This window comes from Okeania sp. SIO2B3 (assembly GCF_010672525.1).
Lineage (GTDB): Bacteria > Cyanobacteriota > Cyanobacteriia > Cyanobacteriales > Microcoleaceae > Okeania.
Map to the genome: position 1 here is coordinate 16,228 of NZ_JAAHGH010000073.1, position 23,056 is coordinate 39,283.

General features: G+C 33.1%; 16 protein-coding genes and 1 pseudogene. 12 read left to right on the forward strand and 5 right to left on the reverse strand.

What is annotated here, in order from left to right; genetic code table 11:
• Positions 1 to 182: 182 nt before the first annotated feature.
• Positions 183 to 2,363 (forward strand): biotin/lipoyl-binding protein, encoded by a 2,181-nt coding sequence (locus F6K15_RS28185; RefSeq protein WP_293067441.1) that lies wholly within the window; start codon positions 183 to 185, stop codon positions 2,361 to 2,363.
• A 386-nt stretch (positions 2,364 to 2,749) separates the two neighbouring features.
• Here the strand turns inward: F6K15_RS28185 and F6K15_RS28190 are convergent, their stop codons facing one another.
• Positions 2,750 to 4,189 (reverse strand): protein kinase, encoded by a 1,440-nt coding sequence (locus F6K15_RS28190; RefSeq protein ID WP_293067443.1) that lies wholly within the window; start codon positions 4,187 to 4,189, stop codon positions 2,750 to 2,752.
• A gap of 1,033 nt (positions 4,190 to 5,222) precedes the next feature.
• Between F6K15_RS28190 and F6K15_RS28195 the strand changes: the two genes are divergently transcribed.
• Positions 5,223 to 6,965 carry a hypothetical protein gene (locus F6K15_RS28195; protein ID WP_293067446.1) on the forward strand — a complete coding sequence of 581 codons (1,743 nt, stop codon included), beginning with the start codon at positions 5,223 to 5,225 and terminating at the stop codon, positions 6,963 to 6,965.
• 629 nt (positions 6,966 to 7,594) lie between these two features.
• Here the strand turns inward: F6K15_RS28195 and tnpA are convergent.
• Positions 7,595 to 7,972, reverse strand: a pseudogene (gene tnpA, locus F6K15_RS28200) (IS200/IS605 family transposase); the annotation flags it as partial.
• Positions 7,973 to 8,277: 305 nt separating this feature from the next.
• On the opposite strand from tnpA, the gene F6K15_RS28205 reads away from it, so the two are divergent.
• The 10 genes from F6K15_RS28205 (at position 8,278) to F6K15_RS28250 (ending at position 21,069) form a co-directional block, all read left to right on the forward strand.
• A complete protein-coding gene (locus tag F6K15_RS28205) occupies positions 8,278 to 9,138 on the forward strand; it encodes a bifunctional 2-polyprenyl-6-hydroxyphenol methylase/3-demethylubiquinol 3-O-methyltransferase UbiG (RefSeq protein ID WP_293067448.1) in 861 nt (286 codons plus the stop codon).
• A gap of 600 nt (positions 9,139 to 9,738) precedes the next feature.
• Entirely contained in the window at positions 9,739 to 10,284 is a 546-nt protein-coding gene (rfbC, locus tag F6K15_RS28210) for a dTDP-4-dehydrorhamnose 3,5-epimerase (protein WP_293067451.1), read from the forward strand.
• 1,009 nt (positions 10,285 to 11,293) lie between these two features.
• Positions 11,294 to 12,415, forward strand: coding sequence for a hypothetical protein (locus F6K15_RS28215; RefSeq protein ID WP_293067453.1), 1,122 nt, complete (start codon positions 11,294 to 11,296; stop codon positions 12,413 to 12,415).
• Positions 12,416 to 12,456: 41 nt separating this feature from the next.
• Positions 12,457 to 13,332 carry a dTDP-4-dehydrorhamnose reductase gene (gene rfbD, locus F6K15_RS28220; protein WP_293067456.1) on the forward strand — a complete coding sequence of 292 codons (876 nt, stop codon included), beginning with the start codon at positions 12,457 to 12,459 and terminating at the stop codon, positions 13,330 to 13,332.
• Between the two features lie 797 nt (positions 13,333 to 14,129).
• On the forward strand, positions 14,130 to 14,876 hold the full coding sequence (locus tag F6K15_RS28225) for a thioesterase II family protein (protein ID WP_293067459.1): 747 nt from the start codon (positions 14,130 to 14,132) through the stop codon (positions 14,874 to 14,876).
• Between the two features lie 1,549 nt (positions 14,877 to 16,425).
• Positions 16,426 to 18,087, forward strand: coding sequence for a hypothetical protein (locus F6K15_RS28230; protein WP_293067462.1), 1,662 nt, complete (start codon positions 16,426 to 16,428; stop codon positions 18,085 to 18,087).
• 180 nt (positions 18,088 to 18,267) lie between these two features.
• Positions 18,268 to 18,441: a hypothetical protein gene (locus tag F6K15_RS28235; RefSeq protein WP_293067465.1), complete on the forward strand. Its 174-nt coding sequence runs from the start codon at positions 18,268 to 18,270 to the stop codon at positions 18,439 to 18,441.
• Positions 18,442 to 18,780: 339 nt separating this feature from the next.
• Entirely contained in the window at positions 18,781 to 18,909 is a 129-nt protein-coding gene (locus F6K15_RS28240) for a hypothetical protein (protein WP_293067468.1), read from the forward strand.
• 159 nt (positions 18,910 to 19,068) lie between these two features.
• Positions 19,069 to 20,058 carry a glycosyltransferase family 2 protein gene (locus F6K15_RS28245; RefSeq protein WP_293067470.1) on the forward strand — a complete coding sequence of 330 codons (990 nt, stop codon included), beginning with the start codon at positions 19,069 to 19,071 and terminating at the stop codon, positions 20,056 to 20,058.
• A gap of 795 nt (positions 20,059 to 20,853) precedes the next feature.
• A complete protein-coding gene (locus F6K15_RS28250; protein WP_293067472.1) occupies positions 20,854 to 21,069 on the forward strand; it encodes a hypothetical protein in 216 nt (71 codons plus the stop codon).
• A 124-nt stretch (positions 21,070 to 21,193) separates the two neighbouring features.
• On the opposite strand, the gene F6K15_RS28255 is transcribed toward F6K15_RS28250, so the two are convergent.
• From F6K15_RS28255 to F6K15_RS28265, 3 genes are all read right to left on the reverse strand, one after another.
• Positions 21,194 to 21,436 carry a DUF4058 family protein gene (locus tag F6K15_RS28255; RefSeq protein ID WP_293067475.1) on the reverse strand — a complete coding sequence of 81 codons (243 nt, stop codon included), beginning with the start codon at positions 21,434 to 21,436 and terminating at the stop codon, positions 21,194 to 21,196.
• Between the two features lie 99 nt (positions 21,437 to 21,535).
• Positions 21,536 to 21,904, reverse strand: coding sequence for a hypothetical protein (locus F6K15_RS28260; protein ID WP_293067478.1), 369 nt, complete (start codon positions 21,902 to 21,904; stop codon positions 21,536 to 21,538).
• A gap of 103 nt (positions 21,905 to 22,007) precedes the next feature.
• Complete coding sequence (locus F6K15_RS28265) at positions 22,008 to 22,382, reverse strand: Uma2 family endonuclease (RefSeq protein ID WP_293067480.1); 375 nt, start codon at positions 22,380 to 22,382, stop codon at positions 22,008 to 22,010.
• Positions 22,383 to 23,056 lie beyond the last annotated feature (674 nt).

Genomic DNA, 23,056 nt, shown 5'->3' on the forward strand with positions numbered 1-23,056 from the left:
TAATTGCTCAATTATCCAAAGTAAGAAAGGAGGATGAACAAAGTAGGAAGTCAGAAGTCAGAAATCAGGAGTAATTTTGGTAACAAAAACTGATAACTGATAACTGTTAACTGATAACTGAAATGACTCCTGTGAAACGAAAATTTAAACACAATTATTTATAGGCAAAAATTAAGAACAAAATGAATACTCAATCTACATCATTAAACGAACAACCAGTCATTCTGGAAAAACCAGCCATATTATCTAGGCTATTTCTGTGGATGATTATGATAATTACCAGTTCAGCAATAATTTGGGCTTACTTTGCAGAGATAGACCAAGCAGTACCAGCTACAGGACAATTAGAATTAAAAGATGGTTCCATAGACGTACAAGCTCCTACCAGTGGAAATGTAGTTAGACTTCATGTAGAAAATGGCGATCGCGTGGAAAAAAACCAGCCATTACTAACTTTTAGTCCTACTGCTCCTAGTGCAGATTTAGGTTCTGCTAAAGAATTAAGAGACACACTAAAAAGAGAAAATCAGTTTTATAAAGAGGTACTTGATGGTAAAGTTCCGACAGCTTTACCTCCAGATTTACAAAAATTAGCTCAAGAGCGACAAACTAGAATATCGGAAAATCAAACATACCGTGCTCTGATTAATGAGCTTTATCTAAACAGAGGTGGTTTTGTTAATGTTGACTCTAGTTTGCAAGGACTATATGTAAACTATAAAGCTGAATATAATTCTCGTGTAGCTGCTGTAGAATTGCAAATTACAGAGCTAGAAAAACAACTTCAACAAGCAGAAGAAGACGAAGAAGCAGCCAAAGAACAATTAAGAGTAGCTCAAGACCAATTGCAATATTCCAAGCAACAATTACAGTTTGCCAAACAACAATTAAATAATAGTAAGCAACAGCTAACTTATGCTTATGAACAATTAAGTAATACAGAGAAACAATTGAATTTTGCTAGGGAACAATTGAAGAATACTCAGGAACAACTGCAATATTCTCAAGAGCAATTAAATCTGGCTAAAGGACAGTTGAGTAAGTCAGAACAAGTATTAGGATCTAACCAAGAAATTTTAGGACAAATATCTCCTTTAGTAGAAGAAGGGGCGATCGCTGAACTACAAAAAAAACGTCAGGAACAAGAAGTATTTCGAGGCGAAAGTGAACTTTTAAGACAACAAGACCAAATTCAAGCAAGAGCAGGAGAAATAAATACTAGATTGGGAGAAGTAAATTCTCGCCTATCAGATATTAATGCTAGAGAAGGGGAAATAAATTCTCGCAGGTCTGATATTAATACATTGGAAGGAGAAATAAATATTCGTGAAGGAGAAATAAATTCTCGGCTATCAGATATTAATGCTAGAGAAGGAGAAGTCAAAGCTCGTCAAGCAGAAATACAACGCGCTAGGTTAGAACAACAGCGTTTAAATGTGTCTATTAATAGAACTAAAGAACAGTTAAAAAATACTAGAGATGGTTGGGCAAGGGAACTTTATGCCAGAATTGCTGAAAATGAAGGAAGGGAAATTGCTCGAATAGATTCTCAGTTTACTCGCTTACAACTAGACAACAATAAGAGACTAACTGAAGTTAATGCTCAGATTGAAAAATTGGAAGAAACTCGCGATAATCAGGTTTTAAAATCACCAGTTTCAGGGGTAATTTTTGATTTAAAACCTGTTAGTAAAGAAGAGTCTTCTCTAGATATAAAAACTGACCCTATTTGTCAATATGTAATTAACGATGTTTTGAAGCCTGGAGATATTAAACCAGAAAGATGTGAAGATGCGTCTTATGAAGCACAACAAACTCAACCATTGTTGACAGTATTGGATGATGATGAAGGTTTAGAAGCGGTAGTTTATATTCAGAATAAAGATATTGCTTTGGTTTTAAAAGCTTTAAATGATAAGCGGAAAAAATTAGAACCTTTTCACGACCAAGAGTTAGCTGGTGGGGAGGTTATTGAATGTGAACCTGGTAAAAAATGTGCTTGTCCGGAACTAAAAGAAAACCGAGAAAAATTAGGTTTAAGTGATGTGGAATGTGTACCTGTAGAAGTGCAAGTTGAAGCTTTACCAGCTAATGAATTTGGTACAGTAACTGGGGAAGTTATTTCTATTAGTGATGATGCTATTCCACCAGACCAAGAAGCAGGAAGACCTTATTTTTCTTTTGAAACTACAATTGATTTGGAACGGCAAACATTTGTTCTGGATAATGAGAATGATTTGGAAATTGGTTTGCAGAATGGCATGGCAATTAACTCTAATATTAATGTTGGTAAGCGGACTGTTTTAGAGTTGTTCTTTAATAGATTTACTGGCAAGTTTAAGAGTTTGACTAATGTGAATTAGTTATCGCAGAAGGAAGAAGGAAGAAGGAAGAAGGAAGAAGGAAAAATCTTACTTTGTCTGAGTTTTAAGCTATCGCAGAAGGAAGAAGGAAGAAGGAAGAAGGAAGAAGGAAGAAGGAAGAAGGAAAAATCTTACTTTGTCTGAGTTTTAAGCTGTCGATCTGTCCTAACTTTTCCTTCGAGTGCTATATCAGCTTTTAGCAATCAGTTATAACAGGTAATAGTGGAAAATATTTCAAGGGTTTAAGATTAACTATTGGTCTATATTGTAAGTGCTTTAGGTTATTGCTATATGGGCTAAAAAAATATACTTAACTCGCTGGCTAAAAATCCTGGACTTGCTGCAAGTAGTATGGTTAAGTCCAGGTTTAAATACCCTTTTTTATATTAATTTGGAATTATTCTTTCTACACCTTCAGCATAAAAATTTCTGAGACGTTCAGCAAAACGAGTAAAGTCTGGTTCACTACTTAAAGAAACTCTTAGTAACTCAACTTTTTTGTATTTATTTTTAGGTATTTCCGATGGAATACCAACATGAAATTTTGGTTTAGGTCCTGGTCTTTCAGGACTTGAAATAACAACAACTTCATTTCCTGTTATATATCCTTCAAATTCAGGAAAAAATCGTTTCTCTGAAGGTTTGTGCTGTATACCAACAACTCGCTGTGAAAATGTTGAGTTACTCCAGTCTATTTTTACTTCTAGTTTTGGAGACTTTCCAGATATAAAATCGCCAAAACTTGAACCAAATATTTCTGTAGCGACGATAATCCCAAAATCTGAACCAAACTCTTTAGGCATATCATAAACAATAGAATAAATTTTCTCAATAATTTTTTGAGCTATATTTTCAAATAATTTCTTTTGTGTATGAGAAGAACTTGAGAGTTTATTTTTAATTCTATCTAAAATAATTTCAGTTTTATTTTCTTCTTGCTCTTCTTGATTTTCTGATTCTAAAATATCTATCAAAGCTTCGTTAAGTGCAGAAATAGACTGCCAACGAGAATCTATTTTTATCTCAAAAGTTCTATCAAAAACTCTATTTATTTTAGATAGTATAGATTCAGATAAATTAGGTGAAACTAATAACTTTTGTTTAGCTTCTTTTCTCTGATGTGGCTTATTTCCATTTTCAGAATCTAAAAGATAAAGAGGAAATTTCCCTGTGACAGTAAAAAACAAAATGCCACAAATTTGTGTAATATCTGACCTGGGGTCTCTTTGTAAATTACTTTTTTCCCCAAGCTCTGGAAGTTGAAAAAATCTGTTTCCTAATTGTTGCCATGTTGGTGTTAAATCTTTAGCATACTCATCAACTTTGTTGAAGGAAATCCCAAAATCTATTAATACTGGAGTGCTAATTTCGTTATTTTTGATGATGATATTATCAGGCTTAATATCTCTATGTACTATTCCTCTTTGATGACAATATCCAAGAATATCTAATAGTTTTATTGTCAAATTTACAGCACTAAATATATTCATTACTTCTGATTTTATAAAATCAGATAAGGTATCTCCAGGTATAAATTCAGTTACCAGATAAAGAGGTATATCTAAATTTTTAAACAGCTCGGAATTTGAATCAATTAATTTTGGTATTCCTGAGCAATCTATTGTTTCTAAAGCAACCACTTCCCTACGCATTCTTGAACGTCTTTCAGGGTCATTTTGTCTGTTAAGTTTTTTGAGAACGTATTGATTAGTTGGAAAAGAATTATTTTTAGGTTCGACTAGATAGGTTTGACCTTGACCACCGCCACCAATATTCTCAATAATTTTCCAATTTTCATCCCAAGGTTTACTACTATTTTTACTCATTTTAGATGTCTTTTTCTTTAATTATAGATATTAAAATCTACGAAATTATCATACGAATAATATTATCCATAATTTCTTTCTCACAATTTACGCAACATAGGATTCGTAATTTGTACCTCCTAGCTGGAAATAGCGAACAAATTGAGTTTGAAATTAGGCTTAATGGAAAGTAAGTGAAAATCAGAAATAGAAATGTAATTCAACTCTATTGCCATATACGCAATAGTAAATTTTGCTCAGTCAGATGTGTCTGTGGATATTGCAATAGAAGCTTTTAGCTGAAAAATTCACAGACAAATTTAAGTGAAAATCAGAAATAGAAATGTAATTCAACTCTGTTGCTATATACGCAATAGTAAATTTTGCTCAATCAGATTTATCTGTGGATATTGCAATAGAAGCTTTTTGCTGAAAAATTCACAGACAAATTTAAGTGAAAATCAGAAATAGAAATGTAATTTAACTCTATTGCTACATACGCAATAGGAATTTTTGCTCAATCAGATTTATCTGTGGATATTGCAATAGAAGCTTTTTGCTGAAAAATTCACAGACAAATTTAAGTGAAAATCAGAAATAGAAATGTAATTCAACTCTATTGCTATATACGCAATAGTAAATTTTGCTCAGTCAGATTTATCTGTGGATATTGCAATAGAAGCTTTTTGCTGAAAAATTCACAGACAAATTTAAGTGCAAATCAGAAATAGAAATGTAATTCAACTCTATTGCTATATACGCAATAGTAAATTTTGCTCAGTCAGATTTATCTGTGGATATTGCAATAGAAGCTTTTTGCTGAAAAATTCACAGACAAATTTAAGTGCAAATCAGAAATAGAAATGTAATTCAACTCTGTTGCTATATACGCAATAACTAGATTTAATCAATTCCGAGCAAGAGGTTCTAATAACAGTGCTTAGTATTCCCCTCAGTATTTAACCGAACATGATATTAAATTTGATTTTTTAAATATTCCAGAAAATGTCTGTATATTGGTAATATTTCCTAGAGCGATCGCCACTTCCCAATAATGTTAAAAGTCTTTTCCCGAAACAGAATATTATTACTAACCCTCTATATTTTCCCAGTCTTATTACTCCTCTGGTTTCTTGCTAATTTTAGTGTCAACGTTCCCTACTGGGACCAATGGAGATTAACCCCTATCTTTGAGAGAGTTGCTGAAGGAAACGCCACATTTTTTGACTTTTTCACAGTACACGGACATCACAGAATATTAATACCAAAATTAATCATTACCACCTTAGCTTTTGCCACTAAATGGAACACCCAAGCTGAAATAATTTGTAGCGTAATTTTTGTCATCATCACATTTTTTGCTATCTGCAAAATAGCCGAAATTCAATTCCATAATAAAAACAAAAATATCCTACATATAGCAAATATATTAGTCAGTCTATTATTATTTTCTTTAGTACAACATCAGAATTGGTTATGGGGATTTACCCTATTTTGGTTTCTGACAAATTTATGCTTAATCATCGCAATCTATTTTATTTACGCATTGGATAATTTTTCAGAAAAAACTCAAATATTTTTGGCAGCAATATCCTGTTTTATTGGCAGTTTTACATTAATACAAGGATTATTTTCTTGGCTTGTACTTATACCATCAATATTTTGCCTGGAAGGTAAATCCAAACAAAAAATTAGTAGAGTAACTATTTGGATTTTACTCTTTATACTTTCATGTTTGATATATTCAATTAACTATAATCCTATTCGAGAACCAAAACCATTTTTATTTACAGAGCAACCATTGCTAATCATCAATTACTTTTTAGCTATTTTAGGTTTACCTTTAGTCAGAATTTCTATTCCAGCAATTTTGATAGGATTAATATTATTGTCTGGTTTTATATTTTTCACATTTTATTTTCTCAAGAAACCTTGGTATAAATTTACCTTTGCCCCGGCAGCTATTCCTTGGTTAACAATAGGAACATTTTCTCTCATTTCTGCTCTATCCATTTCTGTAGGCAGGGCAGAATATGGTGTGGAAAATGCAATGATTTCTTCGCGGTATACAACTACGTCAATTTTATTCATTATTTCCCTAATTTATCTGTTTGCTTTATTCCTGCAACAGCAGCAAAAGTATTTATCAATATATAAAATTTTTGCTGTAGTAATGACAGGAATTATGATGGTTAACTCGGTGTATGTTGTTGCTAGTGTAAAATCAAGTTTTCCCTACATGGAAAGTCGGAAAGAGTGTCTAGAAATAATTAACTATTTGGAAGATTCAGAATTTATTCAAGAATCACAGAATAGTTGTTTAGTATTAATGAATGGCAAAACGTGGTTAGTCAGAGAAGGTGCAGAAATTATGGCAAAACTAGGATGGCGAGAATTTCCTCAAAATTTGGAATTTATTACAAAAACAAAACAAAATTATGGTTATTTAGATAATCCTCAAACAACTGAAAATACCCTAATTATTAATAGGGATGAAACTCTTAGTTTAGGGGGATGGGCAATTAGACCAAATAGAAATAAACAACCGAATCTAGTCTTACTTTCTTTTGGTCAAAATAAATCTTTCTTTGCTAATGCTATTGTCAATTTAGAGAGTAATGATATTGCTAAAGTTCTGAAGTCAAAAAAGTATAACAGACCGCGATGGAAAGTCACATTTTCAGCTAAGTCTTTACCTATAGGAGAAACGATAATTAATGCTTGGGTTTATAATTCTGATAAACAAGAATTTATTAAATTGAATGATGAAGTTAAAGTCAGGGTCGAAGATGGTTGAGAAGTATTTTAATATAGCAATCCTATTTTAGTTGTAATATTTTGGTGGTAGTTAGGAGTCAGGAGTTATAATTTAAAAAGCTTTCAGTTTAAATTAACCACTGTAAAACTTGTTACAATCTATTTGGGATTGCTATATATATTTAAACAGATAATAATAACTGCCCAAATTACCCTGAAATTTATTTCAGGGCTAATAGCTGGAATTCCTTTAATCTCTAGATAATTTTCAAGGATAATCGTCTTCATCAGTGTTTTTTTATAGGTAGGAATTTACCGAATAGTTAAAGTTTAAAGCCTCTCCTTGAAAGGAGAAACAAGGAAAAATTTTCCTTTGAGTCAATCCTCTTCTTTTTAAGGAGAGGTAATTATTAATTAGGGTTTGCTGATTAAATCTCAAAGTATTGACTGATATTGGTAAGTGCATTTTTCAGTTCTGAAAAAGTACCTAGTTTTTGGCTATTATTGTCTAAAATGGTAAAGTTTTGACCCTGACTATCAGAAAATTTGACTGTAGCAGATAGTTTAAACTGTTCTCTGTTCCCTGTTCCCTTCCTTCACTAACATACTTTTTCAGCAAACCCTAATTATTAATTATTAATTATTAATTATTAATTGTTAATTGTTAATTGTTCCTTTTGAATGATGTTGTTTTTGATTATCGACATAAGCGATCGCTCGTTCTAGTTGTGTTTTTCCCAAAGAAAAGACACCATATCCTGCTTGCCAAGCAAATTTATTTTCCTTCGGAGGTAGAACATTATTTAGATAATGAGAACTACTGCCTTTAATATTTTTCACAAAATCAGAAATAGCTAAAGTAGGTGGGACTGAAACTACTAAATGAATATGATTTTCTGTACCATTAATCGCATGAATAATACAATTAAGAGCATTAGCTTTGCCAATAATATAATGATAAAGTTGAGGTTCTATATTTAGTGTGATTAGAGGTTTTCTTTCTTTAGTTGACCAAACAAAATGATAGAAAAGTCGCCATAATGCCATTCTAGTTTTTATCTTTCTAAATATACAAATTTCAGTGAAAATTGATATCCCGCCCAGAAATTCATTTCTGGGCTCATAGCTGAAGTCCTCTCAAGAGGACTCAGTATTTTTATTACCTTTTAAGGGAATTGAGCTATGAGCCTGGGATTTTAATCCCAGGTAATATATCCTAATAGAGGTAAACTCAGTATTTTTAGTCCCTTAAAAGGGCTTCAGCTATGAGTCTAGGATTTTAATCCCAGATAATATATTTATCTAGATGTAATTTTAACAGAAGTAATTTTAATCAAATATTATGCAATATTATGCAAAAGAATAATTGCCCCTTATGTCATACAGATAAATTTAACTACTACAAAGCAGGGGATGACTATCTATTAGCTAAATGTTCTGAATGTGGTATGGTATGGGATAACAATCCACCAAAAAATCCCACTGATATCTATCAAGAAGATTACTATAATAACGATTTTCCTAAAGGAGGATATTCTAATTATTTCCAAGGTATGAAAATTAATAGTCATACTTTTCGACAGCGTTTATTGAAGGCTGAGAAAAAACTTTCTGGTCAAGGTTTATTATTAGATGTAGGTTGTGCTTTAGGTGATTGTTTGGAACAAGCAAAAGATTTAGGATGGGATAATCCTCAAGGTTTAGAAGTATCAGAATATGCAGTAAAATTTGCTAAAAGTCGTGGTTTATCTGTCTGTCAAGGAGATTTGTTTAATCATAGTTTTGAACCTAATTATTTTGATTTGATTATGTTGCAAGATATGATTGAACATACGACAGATCCTATTGCTCAACTAACAGCAGCTTATCAACTTTTGAAACCTGGAGGATGGATTTTTATTACTACTCCGAATGTGGGAGGATTTTGGGAAAAGTTATTAGGTGCTTTATGGTATCACTATAAACCAACAGAACATCTGACTTATTTCTCTCTTGATACGATGAAATTTGCCTTGGAAAAAACAGGATTTTCTGATGTAGAATCAAAGCCAACTAATAATTCTATGAGTGTGGAATATATACTCGATCGACTCAAATATTATCAGCCAATATTATTCTCCTTTTTACTGAGAATTGCTCGAACTCTAAATCTCCATAAATTAGTTTTTTCTCTGTGGATAGGAGAATTAGAAGCTTGGGGAAAGAAAAAGTAGAAAGCGGGGGAGTAGGGGAGTAGGGGAGTAGGGGAGTAGGGGAGCGGGGGAGTAGGGAAGTAAGGGAGTAGGGGAGTAAGGGAGCGGGGGAGAAGTAAACATCAGAATTAGGACTTACGCAGATACGCCATATATAGCGCTCAAAACTATTGTCCAATAGTATTTGGACTCTATAAATAGTGCCTTTGCGTAAGTCCTGAGAATAATTAACAATAACTGGGGTGCTAATTATCAAAAAAGTTCCATGGGTCTGTGTTAATTACTTAATAATTTAAATGTCGCCTAAGTTAAGCATTCTTTTTTCACTGTTGGTATGAGGGAAAAAAATGTTGACAAAACAGACAAAATAAAGTTATATATCTATGGAATTTTTAACTGTGAATATAGCAGAAGGAAGGAGGAAGAAGGTTTTAGTTATCTAGGATAGAAGGAAAAATCTTGCGTTGTCTTAATTTTAAGCTTTTGATATTTCCTAACCGCTTTGGCGGTTGCTATATTTTCACTCTAAAACCTACAACCTAAAACCTAAAACCTAAAACCTAACAACTAAAACCTAACAACTAAAACCTAACACCTATTAAATAAATTGAGGTTATATAAATGAATGTAATTCAAACAGAAATTCCAGAAGTATTGCTGATAGAGCCAAAAGTTTTTGGAGACGAACGTGGCTTTTTTATGGAAAGTTTTAATCAACGCAATTTTTCAGAAAAAACAGGAGTAAATCTGGAATTTGTGCAAGATAATCACTCTCGTTCTAGCAAAGGAGTATTGCGAGGTTTACATTATCAAATTCAACAAGCTCAAGGTAAATTATTAAGAGCAGTTGTAGGAGAAATATTCGATGTTGCTGTAGATATTCGGAAAAATTCTCCTAATTTTGGTAAGTGGGTAGGTTATCTTTTAAATGCAGAAAATAAACGACAACTTTGGGTGCCTCCTGGTTTTGCCCATGGTTTTTTAGTAGTTTCTGAAACTGCGGATGTTTTGTATAAGACTACCGACTATTACGCGCCAGAATACGAACGTTCAATTATTTGGAACGATCCAGAAATTGGTATTATTTGGCCTCTGGAAGGAATTGAAGTGAAATTATCTAAAAAAGATGAAGCTGGTACAACTTTAAAAGATGCTGATTTGTTTTAAGAAGGAGTTATTTCAGTTATCAATTATCAGTTATCAGTTATCAGTACCTCTGGCGCTCACCCAGAGGTTTGAATACTAAATAAAATATTTTGTTCATCGGTAAATTCTCAAGCTGTAAAAGACTCAAAACTAAGAATTGGAAATTAAATAGATTTCGGCAAACTTTCTAGTTGAAGTGATTTTTCAGAGAGGGTGAAATTTTGTCTATCTACTTACTCAAAGGCAGAATCAAAATCGGCAAATTCTCAAACTGTCAAATACTCAAAACTCGGAATTGAGAAGATTTCGGCAAACTTTCTAGCAGAAGTGATTTTTTAGAGAGGGTGAAATTTTCTCTATCTACTTACCCAAAGGCAGAATCAAAATCGGCAAATTCTCAAACTGTCAAATACTCAAAACTCGGAATTGAGAATTATCAAGATTTATGTCAACTTTCTAGCTGAAGTAATTTTTTAGAGAGAGTGAAATTTTTCTTATCTACTTACTTCAAAGAAAGAATCAAAATCGCCAAATTATCAAACTGTAAAATACTCAAAACTCCAAATTGGGAATTGAGAAAATTTCGGCAAACTTTCTAGCTGAGGTTATTTTCCAGAGAGGGTGAAATTTTGCCTATCCACTTACTCAAAGGCAGAATGAAAATCGGCAAATTCTCAAACTGTAAAATACTCAAAACTCCAAATTGGGAATTGAGAAAATTTCGGCAAACTTTCTAGCTGAGGTTATTTTCCAGAGAGGGTGAAATTTTGCCTATCCACTTACTCAAAGGCAGAATGAAAATCGGCAAATTCTCAACTTGTCAAATTCTCAATTCTCAGTTCTGAGTTTTGAGAATATTTCGGCAAACTTTCTAGCTGAAGTGATTTTTAATAGAATGCTTTATTTTGCTTATCTATCTAGTTAAAGGCAAAATAAAAAGAGTAAAATTATGAATATGAATCTGGCATATTTTGTAAAGCAAAAGAGTTCTATTATATTTGGTTGTATGGCTTAATTTGAGGTAATTATTATGCTAGATCCAATTAGTGTGAGCGTGATTTTCAATCTGATCAATCTGATCGATCAAGATGACAAAGGTAACAATGACACTTTCTGTTCTTCCTTAAATAAGGATGACATATTTAGAGATATTTTAACGACTGACCAAAATATAAAGAATGATTCGTCAAAACTACTGAAGGGAATTTTCTTATATACAGATGTAGACAAAGAGATAGTTAATTATACAAGAGATAACTTTCAGGAATTTTACAAATTAACTGGAGACTGGAGTAAAATATACATCTTAGAAAAACCTCAACCTAACCTTGACTCACTCAGAAAATATTGGAAGTCAATTCTTTATTCAGAGTTGTATAAAAAATTTTCTTTAAGTAGATGGTTATTTGAAACTAAACCATTTAATAGAAACGAATCTTACGATATAGCTAGACAACTAGATATCCTTCCCGAACAATTACCTTGTTTAGTCTTATTACCACCCTTAACGGAAATATCTGGTCTAGAAAAACTGATAATACCTATTCAAGAAGTATCAGGTAATTATTTTAGAAAAATATTTTCGACTTTAGAACAAATAGTTAAACAAACAGAGGAGAACAATAAATATGAAGCCATAAAAATCAGATTTAGCGACCTAATAGAATACTTAGATAAAAATTCCGAAAAAATAGTTCAACAAAAAACTACCGAATATCAGATAAACGGCACTAATATTTTTGTTAATAGTCAATTAAGGAGATTTAATATGACTGAAAAAAGTAACGATATTAAAATTGCTGGAGGAAGTTACATCAATAGTGTTGTTGGAGGAGAAGGAAAAATAGAAACGTCTAATATTAACCAGAATAACTATTTAACCACCGAACAAAAACAAACATTAGCAGAAGCAGCAAAAGAAATTCAACAATTATTAGAACAACTATCTAAAACAGACTATTCCTCAAATCCCACCAATAACTTAGAAATTGCTAACCAAGCAGTTCAAGAAATAGAAAAAAATCCCTCCCTGAAATCTCGAATAATTACAGCATTAAAAGCAGGAGGACAAGAAACATTCAAAGAATTAATAGACCATCCAGCAGTTAATATATTAATGGCTTCAATTGAAGGTTGGAGTAGTGCCAAATAGAAAAACAAAAATTAAATCAAAATATTATTGGAAAATCACAAATGAAAATCTTATTAACAGGCATTAACGGACAACTTGGCCACCAACTACAACCCCTCCTGACAAATATTGGGGAAGTAACCGCAGTGGGGCGAGAAAACTTAGACCTGGCAGACTCCAATGCCATCTCTCAAATAATTAGCCAAGTTAAACCAGAAATTATTGTCAATGCTGCTGCTTATACCGCAGTTGACAAATCTGAAAATGAACCAGAATTAGCCCATGCAGTAAATAGTATTGCCCCAGGAATTATGGCAACCGAAGCCAAAAAATTGGGGGCAACCTTAATCCACATTTCCACGGACTACGTTTTTGATGGGAGTCAAAGTAGACCCTACACAGAAACTGACCCTACCAACCCCCTCGGTATCTACGGCAAATCTAAATTAGCCGGAGAAAAGGCAATTCGGGAAACAGAAGCTAACCATATTATTATTAGAACAGCTTGGGTTTACGGGGTTTATGGTAAAGGTAACTTTGTCAAAACCATGTTGCGGGTAGGTAAAGATAGGGAAGAATTGAGAGTAGTTTACGACCAGGTAGGTTGTCCAACTTGGACCGGAGACTTAGCAGAAGCGATCGCTCAAATTATTCCTCATCTTAATTCAGAAACCTATGGAACTTATCACTATACAAATAGTGGAGCTATTAGTTGGTACGATTTTGCCATGACTATTTTTGAGGAAGCAAAACAACTGGGTTTTCCTTTGGAGGTTAAACAGGTAATTCCTATTACTACTGCCGAATATCCAACTCCAGCAAAACGACCTGCTTTTTCAGTTTTGAATAGTGGCAAAATTTCCCAAATTTTGGGAAAATATTCTCCATATTGGCGGGATGGTTTGAGGCAAATGTTGAAGCAGTTGGCTACTATGTGAGTAATTAGTATTCAGCTTTTTTTTGACCTGAATTTTACTGAATAATTAAAATTTAAAGCTTCTACACATTGAGGATAAAAAATCAAAAAAATCCTTTTATAGCTGGAAACAGTAGGAAAAACATTTCCCTGTCTAAAGATCGCGAATGGTATAAGTCAAATACCTATCTGTCTATTGCTATAGTTAACCCTCTTTTTTAAGGATAGATAATTATCTATTATACCAATTCCCATGCATTATTGCTATACTTGGGCAGTACTTCAGTTATTAACTAATCAGCACAAGCAGTTAGCACAATGCATGCTAATTTTAGCATGCCTTACCTGTTAATTATTCTTATGTTTGCTTCTCCCCCACTCCCCCACTCCCCCACTCCCCTTCTGGGAGGGGTTAGGGGTGGGTCCCCTGCTCAACAAAATGTAGAAAAGTTTTTGAGAAATGGTATTAGACATAGGCGTGATCATCAAAAATCAAATAAATTATTGCACTCTTATTTATCAATTCTTTCCCTCTACTCTGTAGGGACGTTCCATGCAACTTCCCTACAACTTACTCCCTCTTTTCTCAGAAAATACTGGAGCTGGAAACAGTAGGAAAAACATTTCTCTGTTTAAATATTATGCTAGGTATAAATCAAATACTTATCTGTCTATTGTTATAGTTAACCCTGTTTTTTTAAGGATAGATGATTATCTATTAGACATAGGCGTGATCATCAAAAATAAAATCAATTATCGCACTCTTACTTATCAATTCTTTCCCCCTACTCTCTCTTTTCTAGAGATATCTATTTATTTATGAATAAAACCACAACAACTTCTCCTTGGATCAAAATTTTTCAACCTTCTTCTCATCCTAAACTACGTCTATTTTGTTTTCATTCTTCTGCATCTGGTGCTTCCTTATTTCGCCTCTGGGGAAAACATTTGCCATCTAATATTGAGGTTTGTGCCATACAATTACCAGGAAGAGAAACTCGGATAAAAGAAACTTTAATTACTAAATGGGATGACCTACTTTCTTCCCTAACTAAAGATTTGCAACCCTTTCTCACAGAATATCCCTTTGTGTTTTTCGGTCATAGTCTTGGTGGGTTAATTTGTTTTGAAGTTGCCCGTAAATTACGAGCAAAAAAATTACCGACCCCTAAATATATGTTTATTTCCGGTCGTCGCGCTCCTCACATTCCTATTGATAACCAACTTCATCAAGCATCTAATCAGACTTTAATTTCGACTTTGCGTGAATACGGTGGTACCCCTGAAGCAGTCTTGGAAAACCAAGACCTGATGGAATTATTTTTACCTATTTTACGAGCAGACTTTACTCTTAATGAGAAATATATTTATTCTCTTGAAGCACCTTTTGAATTTCCTATTGTTGCTTTTAGAGGTATAAATGACACAGCAGTAAATTTACAACAATTGTCTGAATGGGAAAAGCATACTGTTGGTAATTTTGCTTTACATGAATTTCCAGGCGGTCATATGTTTTTCCTACAACAACCAGAGACTTTAATTGAGGCAATTTTAAAATTTATGTGAGGTCATTTCAGCGAAATGTTATCAGTGTCTCCAGCTTAAACAGAAGGCTTGAAATGCGGAATTTTCTTTTCTCTTGGTCGATTGGATATGGCAGGTTTCGGAGCCATCCCACCCAACGGGTGCGCTCCGAAGATAGAACTCCGTTCCGCTGTCGCGAACGACCACTTTTTATTTCCTTAAAAGGGAAGCTTGAAACCTTATTTCTTATGTAAGCATTTCCTGCAGAATGCTGCGCAAACAGCCATCAACTATTAGCTATTAATTTATTGCCTTTAGCTCGGAAATTAGTATTGATATATTTAAGTAAAATTAAAAGTATTGGAAAAAAAACTGACCTTGACCTGAGAGTGTATATTTATTTGAAACAGCTAATAGTTGAGCGCGAGCTAGTGTCGCTACGTGGAAGTTAAAAGCGAGTGCGTAATTGGCGAGGTTTCCTACACGGCGCCTACTGTGCGGAAGTAATTCCGCACACAGCCCCTCCAGAATGTAAGACGCATATCTGACAGTCAATCATTTTTGATTTGTAATTGTTTTAGGATTTTGTAACTGGTCAGTTATTTCCGCCATCCTGCACTAGATGAATGCTTACCTTTTATACAAATTTGATAAATGTTTTTTACAAATGATTAGTATCAGCAAGGAAGACAGAAGAAGGAAGACCAAAGTTGGAGTAAATATTGAAAAAAAAAGGGAAAAATGATAGAGATACCTGTCTTAAATAAATTGAAGCAGCTCTTTTTAAGCATCCATCTTTTTGTAGCATTCTTTTTTCAAAGTGGTATTATATATCGCTTTTTCAAATGAGATGTGAAACAAAAGTTATACCAAATTGAAATGAAGCTGCATAGAATAATATTTAAAGCATAATTTACCATAGGTAAGCGTAGATAAATATAGATCGATTTAATGAATTTCATCATTCTATGCAACCTCATATCAAACTGGTATTAGTTATTTACTAACAGTAAAAAATCCTGCAAACCTTCTTACGGAAAAATCGTAGTCTAAAGTCTCCCCTTTTAAGGGGATAAAAAGCGGTCGTTTGCTTTTGCTTCGCAAAACTGGCGTAACGCAACGCTGACGCGAAACGCGACAGCGGAACGGAGTTCTATCTTCGGAGCGCACCCGTTGGGTGGGATGGCTCCGAAACCTGCGCTGTCCGACCATCGACCAAGAGAAAAGAGAATTCCGTATTTTCTTGCCTCCTTATTGCAGAGGTACTGAGAACTGATAACTGAAATGACCTGTTGCCTAAAAGAAACCAATTTTTTACGCAACTAAAATGAAATTACTACAGTCATTTCAGTTTAGTTTGAGACAAGGGTTTTTTGCCTTGAAAAACTTTCAGCGGAAAAAGTATTTCATTTTTATTTGAAGTTACTATAAGTAGCCCAGTAAAGATTAACCTATTTCAAATTAATCTGTACATCCGTGCCAAAATTCGTATCTTGTCTTCCGATTTATGTTAGTCAAAAAAAAGTCAGAACTTACTTTTCTCATTATCGCCACCATAACAATTTTACTCCCTGCCTTCTATATACTTTTTATGATATCTAAAGCAGGGGAATTGCTAAATTTTGACTATTGGTGGATGATTCAAAATATCTATTCTATAGATGGATTTTCCACGAATATTTTTGACTGGATGTTTCGGGCAAACGAACACTTTGTCTTAATTCCTGCCATAATTTATGCTCTAAATATTGTTGTTACTAAAGGTTCCAATATTGGGTTATGTCTAGCTACATTTTTCCTGGCTTGTATTCAGGGAATTTTATTAACGACATTAGTACCTAATACCCTGAAAAAATATCGGACGATACTTTTATTATTAATTCTATTTATCTCCATTTTTAACTTTACTCCTGCTGCTGCTCATAATTGGATGCGCGGATATAGTGGCGTACATTGGGTAATTGCTAATTTATTTGTTATTGCCTCAATTTTTTGTGTAAATAAATTGGTAGAATCTCCACAAAATAAATGGCTAATTGCCAGTATCAGTTTGGGAATTTTAGGATGTATTAGTTATAGTACAGCTTTGGGTATTTGGCCGATATTATCTGCCGTTGCTATTTTATTTAAACTGCCGAAAAGATTTACTATCTCTTATATTATTTTTTCAATTTTAGTAATAGGAATTTATTTCCTCACTTACACAACGCCCTCTCATCATCCCTCTTTGTCTAAACTAAATATAATTAATATAATTGCCTATATTCCTGTTTATCTAGGAGCAATTTTTACTCATAATATCCCCGTAGCTTCAACAATAGGTTGGTTCGGATTAATTTTGACAGGAATATTTTTTACTTATTGGTTATTTTCATCTTATCCTCAAGACTGGTTACCCTGGTTATCAATAATAACTTATACTTTAGGCACTGCTTTAATGGCAGCAGTTAGTCGTTCTGGATTTGGAGTCGAACAAGCGATCGCTTCTCGTTATGCTACTCTACCTTCTCTATTTTGGTTAAGTCTAATTATCTTAATTTTTTTATTGCTCCAACAACAGCAACCTACTCTCAAAAAACAGTGGTATTTTGTTATGCCATTAGTGGCAGTTTTGACGATTTTAACTATATTAATGTATCGAGTAGGTACGGAAACTTTTAGAGAAATTGCTCATCGCGCAACTTATCAACCTTTAGTAGGATTATCCTTACAAATTGGCATTTCCGACCCGGTTTTAATTAAAGAAAAAGTAGGCAACCGACCTGCTGCTTTTTTAGGTTTAGTAGATGCTTTAAAAGCTGATGGTCTAGTACCTTTTAATCGAAATATAAAAAAGGATAATTTTTGTGCAAATTTGGATGAAAAAATTAACTCAGATTTATTAACGGCAAAACCACCAGAAAATTTACAGGGATATTTTGACACTGTGACTGAATTTTCTTCTACTACAGCTAGAGTAAATGGATGGGTAAGTCAAGTTCAAAGTCAAAATTTAGAAGTCAAAAGTAAAGAGAATGTTCAGATTAAATGTATTGCTATTCTGAATCAAGAAAATGTAGTTAAAGGTTTTGGGATGTCAGGTTTTCCTCGTGCTGATGTGGCAGAATTATTAGGAGCTGAATATGAATTATCTGGCTGGAAAGGATATATTCAAGCCTCAACCAACGATGTTTTAAAAGCTTATGTGAAATTGAAAAATCGTCAAGATTGGATAGCTTTAACCAATCAACATAGTTTTGATAATTTGAATTGAACCTAGTGCCACTGCGCGGAAGTTAAAAGTCAAAAGTTAGAAGTCAAAAGTAAAGAGAATGTTTAGATTAAATGTATTGCTATTCTGAATCAAGAAAATGTAGTTAAAGGTTTTAGAATCTCAAATTTTCCTCCTGCTGATGTAGCAGAAATACCTCAATTTTGTGATTCTGGGAATTCAATGAAATGTCTTGCTATTCTCAATCCACAAAAAATTGTCAAAGGTTTTGAAATGTCAAATTTTCCTCCTGCTGATGTAGCAGAATTATTTGGAATGTCAAATTTTCCTCCTGCCGATTTAGCAGAATTATTCGGAGCTGAATATGAATTATCTTCCTCGAAAGGGATATATTAAAATCAAAAGTTACCCATTGAAAATTAAAGAAAATCAACAAAATATCCAAGGCTCAACCAACAATGTTTTAACAGACTATTTGAAATTAAAAAATCCTCAGTATTTGATAATTTTAACCAATCAACATAATATTGAGAACTAGAATTAAACTTAGAATCTTAAATACCTGAATTTTGTGATTCTGGGAATTAAATGAAATGTGCTGCTATTCTCAATCAAGAAAAAACTATCAAAGGTTTTGGAATATTAGATTTTCCTCCTGTAGATTTAGCAGAATTATGAGGAAATGAATATAAATTATCCGCCTCGAAAGGATATATTCAAGTCAAAAGTTACTCATTGAAAACTCAAGAAAATCAACAAAATATCCAAGGCTCAACCAACAATGTTTTAGCAGCTTGTGTAAAATTGAAAAACCGTCAAGATTGGATAGCTTTAACCAACTTTAGATGTGAAATAACTGCCTGAAATTACTGTCTAATCAAAGTTTTAAGCCGATAAAATCTGACTTTTAACTTTTGACTTCCGTGAATGGGAAATCCTTTAACAACTTATGTTAAATTAAAAAATTGCCTAGATTCGGTAGCTCTAACCAATCAATATAGTTTTGATAATCAGAATTGAACCTTGAATAGTACATACCTCAGTTTTGTCATTCCAGTTTATAACGAAGAAGCCACAATCAAACCCTTGTTTGAGCGAATTTTAGATGTAATGAATTTAGCTGAAATTAATAGTTATGAAATAATTTTTGTAGATGATGGTAGTAACGACTTGTCTTGGATAGAAATTAATGAATTAATCAAAAAACATCCCCAGAAAATTAAAGGAATTAGATTAAGAAGAAACTTTGGTAAATCTTCCGCCTTATCTGCTGGATTTAAAAAAGCTACAGGAAATATTATCTTTACTCTAGACGCAGATTTACAAGATGACCCGGCAGAAGTACCTAAATTTTTGGAAAAGTTAGAGTCAGGATACGATTTAGTTTCTGGATGGCGAAAACATCGTAACGACCCTTTTTCTAAAACATTACCCTCGAAATTATTTAATGGAGTAACATCAATTTTAACTGGTGTAAAATTACACGATTTTAATTGTGGCTTAAAAGCTTATAAAAAAGAGGTATTAAACTGCATCAAAGTCTATGGAGAATTACATAGATATATTCCAGTATTAGCCCATAGTTTAGGATTTAAAATTTCTGAAGTAACAGTGCGGCATCATCAACGGAAACAGGGAAAATCTAAATATGGTTTAGAACGTTATACCCGTGGATTTCTTGATTTATTAACTGTTTTAGCAACTACTCATTATTTACATAAACCAGGTCATTTATTTGGAAGTTTAGGATTATTATTCGGTGCTTTGGGAATGACATCTTTAGGTTATTTGACTGTACTTTGGTTTATGGAAATTCGACCTATAGGTACTCGCCCTTTATTTTTATTTGGAATTTTGTGTATTATTCTGTCCGTACAATTAATATCTTTAGGAATTTTGGCAGAATTAATAACTCGAAATGTCGATGATGATTATGTAGATAAGCAGATTTGTGAAGTGCTAGAAATTAAGGAAGAAGGAAGAAGGAAGAAGGAAGAAGAAAGAAGAATTTAGCAAATTTTGTAGAGTGCGTATTTAAGGAAGAAGTAAGAAGGAAGAAGGAAGAAGAATTGAGAAATTTTTGCTTATTACCATTTACCATGCAACAAGTTTTTTACCAATGGATAATTGACAGTTAATTCATTCGGTTTAAACCCACATTCCGCCAAGTAAAAGTCAGAATTATGATTTTACAGCTTTGAGAGATTTTCTTTTTCGAGGTGGAAAAACTAGGCAGCAAAAAATCATAATCTATATTGTTATTGCTATTGTACTTTTGGTTAGATTAACTATGTGTTCTTAGTAGAAATAATTAAGGCTTACCGATCTAATCTTAAAGCATTGATAGATAAAGGTTAAGTAAGCATTCCGGAGGAAATGCTTACAAAGTTAAAGCATTTTTTGAGTTGAAAAAAGTGCCAGATTTTCAGACCAAAACCCTCAAAAAGTTAGCATAAAAGGCAGAATAATTACAGAAAAATCACTCTTACAAATATATTTGACTACCTCCTCTATAAATTCTATTTTTTCAGCCAATAAGTGCCCCTTTTGCTCTGACTAAAATGGTGAAAAGTCAACTTTTAATCATAAATTCAAAGCCTTCATCCCTGTGTCTCCGTGTCTGGTGCGTCCCCGTGTCTATCGAGAATGAAATAGCCCTGCCCTACTCCCCTACTCCCCTACTCCTCCACTCCCCTACTCCTTAAAAAATACTTTTTCAGCAAACCCTAATTATTCCTTGATTTTTCTGCCTCTGAATAAATAAGTTATTGTTTAAGTTTTGGTCTTTTAGTTTAAAAATTTTTAAGTTTGTCAGGGCTTGATGACAAAAAAGCAAAAAATTTGTCTGAAGTAGTTAACGAAATTTCAATATTTTTAGCCCTTGCTCTTGATTGTATGATGGTATATACTACAGCAAAATCCAAAGGACAATTATTGCTTAAAGTAATTTTTAAGCTGCAAATACCTATTATTTCGTTATTTTTAGAGGCAAATACTCTAAATTTCTCTGGGATGAATGACTAATTTTTCTCTCCTGATTTTTTGGCTGATTGATAAATTGGCAATTTTATGGTAAGCGAGCGAAAGAAGACAAATGTAGCCAATTATTATTTGTAGGTAGAGTTGAGGAAACTAAATCCAACAAATATCAATTGCCGAATAAATTTTCTACCCACTGCTTTTCTACCTCAGACAAAATAGGTGGGGGTGGTGCTTCCGTGTAATTTATAGATAAATCATAAGCTGCCTCATCATAAATCTCATTAAAAGCAGCAGATAAGTTAAGGACAACATCTGAATCGGGCGATCGCAACGGAATAGGAATTGCAAGCAGCAAATTTTGGAGAGTGACAAGAAAACAGAGAACAGGAAACAAAAAATATACAAACAATTTTGCCTATCTAAATTATTAAGTATGCTGTATAGAAAATGAATTCTCTGGAAGCTTATTTGAATTGTATAAATTAGAATGTTTATATACTATTATCTGTTAACTATCTTGACTATCATATATAGCTTCTATTCTTTGATAGCGAGGAGTTGCTGGTGGATTTTCAGGTGCGCTTTTATTATTAACCCAACCACTTTCTAATTCAGACAAATACTGTTTTGATTGATTACCTAGACTGTCATTCATGTAATGTAATTGATTATCTAGACTGTCATTCATGTAAATTGTTTTCTGCTTGAATTGACTATCATATATAGCTTTTGTTCTTTGATAGCGAGGAGTTGCTGGTGGATTTTCAGGTGCGCTTTTATTATTAACCCAACCACTTTTTAGTTTAGATAAAGACTGTTGTGATTGATTACTAAGAGTTGGTGGTATATCTTCAGGTGGACTGTTATTATTGACCACTTCCTAATTTAGATAAAGACTGTTTTGATTGATTCTCAGGCATGAAAAAACCTCCTAAAAGCGAAAATAATACTGAACATAATAATATCATATTAATATATAACTATACAGAGTATAGAATCAAACTTACTATTGATAGTATTAATTCCTTTAATACTAAATTGAGTACAGTTTTAGGTTTTAGTGCTACTTCAATTTTTTTCAGACGTTGGGCACGAACAAAGGAAACATCGGGTACTTTTAAATTAGTATCTGAAATAATAAAACCAGCACTAGAATCAAACAAGCGTCCGAGACGACGTGGATAAACCCAGTTAGAAAGAGAGGCTATTAAGCGAACGCCAATTTCACTAGAAACAATATCTGATGGACCCATAACTAATATTTTTCCTTCGTCTAATTCTAATTGATAATCTAAACCTGCTTGATTCAGAGTACCTTGCAATATTTCTAAGTCTTTGATTGTGAGATTTGACATATATATTTCATCTAAATTAACAATTTATTTTGTGATTTGATTATAGCTAATATGTAAGCATTCAGCTATCAGCAGTCAGCTATCAGCAATTAATAATGAATAATTACTTGTCAGATTGAGTCCGGAGACTTTGACAGTAACTTTTTATTCAAACTCAATTTCAAAGGTTGCTTTTACCTTTCCCAACATTAATAGCTGATAGCTAATAGCTGACGGCTGAATGCTTACGGAGTACCTAAATTATAGATGCAACTTTAAGAGATAATTAGTATAGGAATTTAAGGAAAGATGAGGACAGATAAAAAGCTTAAAACTTAGACAACGTAAGATTTTTCCTTCTTCCTTCTGCTATATAAATTATCTGGAGTAATCATCAATTACCCATGGCTAGGTATTACCAAATAATTAATAATTAAATAATTCGCGCCTTGAAGCCGACCCTTTTAAGGGGAAAAAAGCGGTCGTTTTGCTGGCGCACAACTCCGTTAACGCTACGCGACATGTTTGCGGAGCATTCCGTCAGGAAAAAGCGCAGCTTCCCGAAGGGTGGGATAGCTCCTAAAACTGCGCCATATCCAATGGACCAAGAGAATAAATAATATTTCCTTATATTCAATTCCGTAACGGTTTTAAGCAGAGGTAATTATCAATTATCAATTATCAATTAATTAAGC

Bases quoted from the DNA above. Each gene is read 5' to 3' on its own strand.
- F6K15_RS28185 (WP_293067441.1), top strand. From the start codon at position 183: ATGAATACTCAATCTACATCATTAAACGAACAACCAGTCATTCTGGAA.
- F6K15_RS28190 (WP_293067443.1), bottom strand. From the start codon at position 4,189: ATGAGTAAAAATAGTAGTAAACCTTGGGATGAAAATTGGAAAATTATT.
- F6K15_RS28195 (WP_293067446.1), top strand. From the start codon at position 5,223: ATGTTAAAAGTCTTTTCCCGAAACAGAATATTATTACTAACCCTCTAT.
- F6K15_RS28205 (WP_293067448.1), top strand. From the start codon at position 8,278: ATGCAAAAGAATAATTGCCCCTTATGTCATACAGATAAATTTAACTAC.
- rfbC (WP_293067451.1), top strand. From the start codon at position 9,739: ATGAATGTAATTCAAACAGAAATTCCAGAAGTATTGCTGATAGAGCCA.
- F6K15_RS28215 (WP_293067453.1), top strand. From the start codon at position 11,294: ATGCTAGATCCAATTAGTGTGAGCGTGATTTTCAATCTGATCAATCTG.
- rfbD (WP_293067456.1), top strand. From the start codon at position 12,457: ATGAAAATCTTATTAACAGGCATTAACGGACAACTTGGCCACCAACTA.
- F6K15_RS28225 (WP_293067459.1), top strand. From the start codon at position 14,130: ATGAATAAAACCACAACAACTTCTCCTTGGATCAAAATTTTTCAACCT.
- F6K15_RS28230 (WP_293067462.1), top strand. From the start codon at position 16,426: ATGATATCTAAAGCAGGGGAATTGCTAAATTTTGACTATTGGTGGATG.
- F6K15_RS28235 (WP_293067465.1), top strand. From the start codon at position 18,268: ATGAAATGTCTTGCTATTCTCAATCCACAAAAAATTGTCAAAGGTTTT.
- F6K15_RS28265 (WP_293067480.1), bottom strand. From the start codon at position 22,382: ATGTCAAATCTCACAATCAAAGACTTAGAAATATTGCAAGGTACTCTG.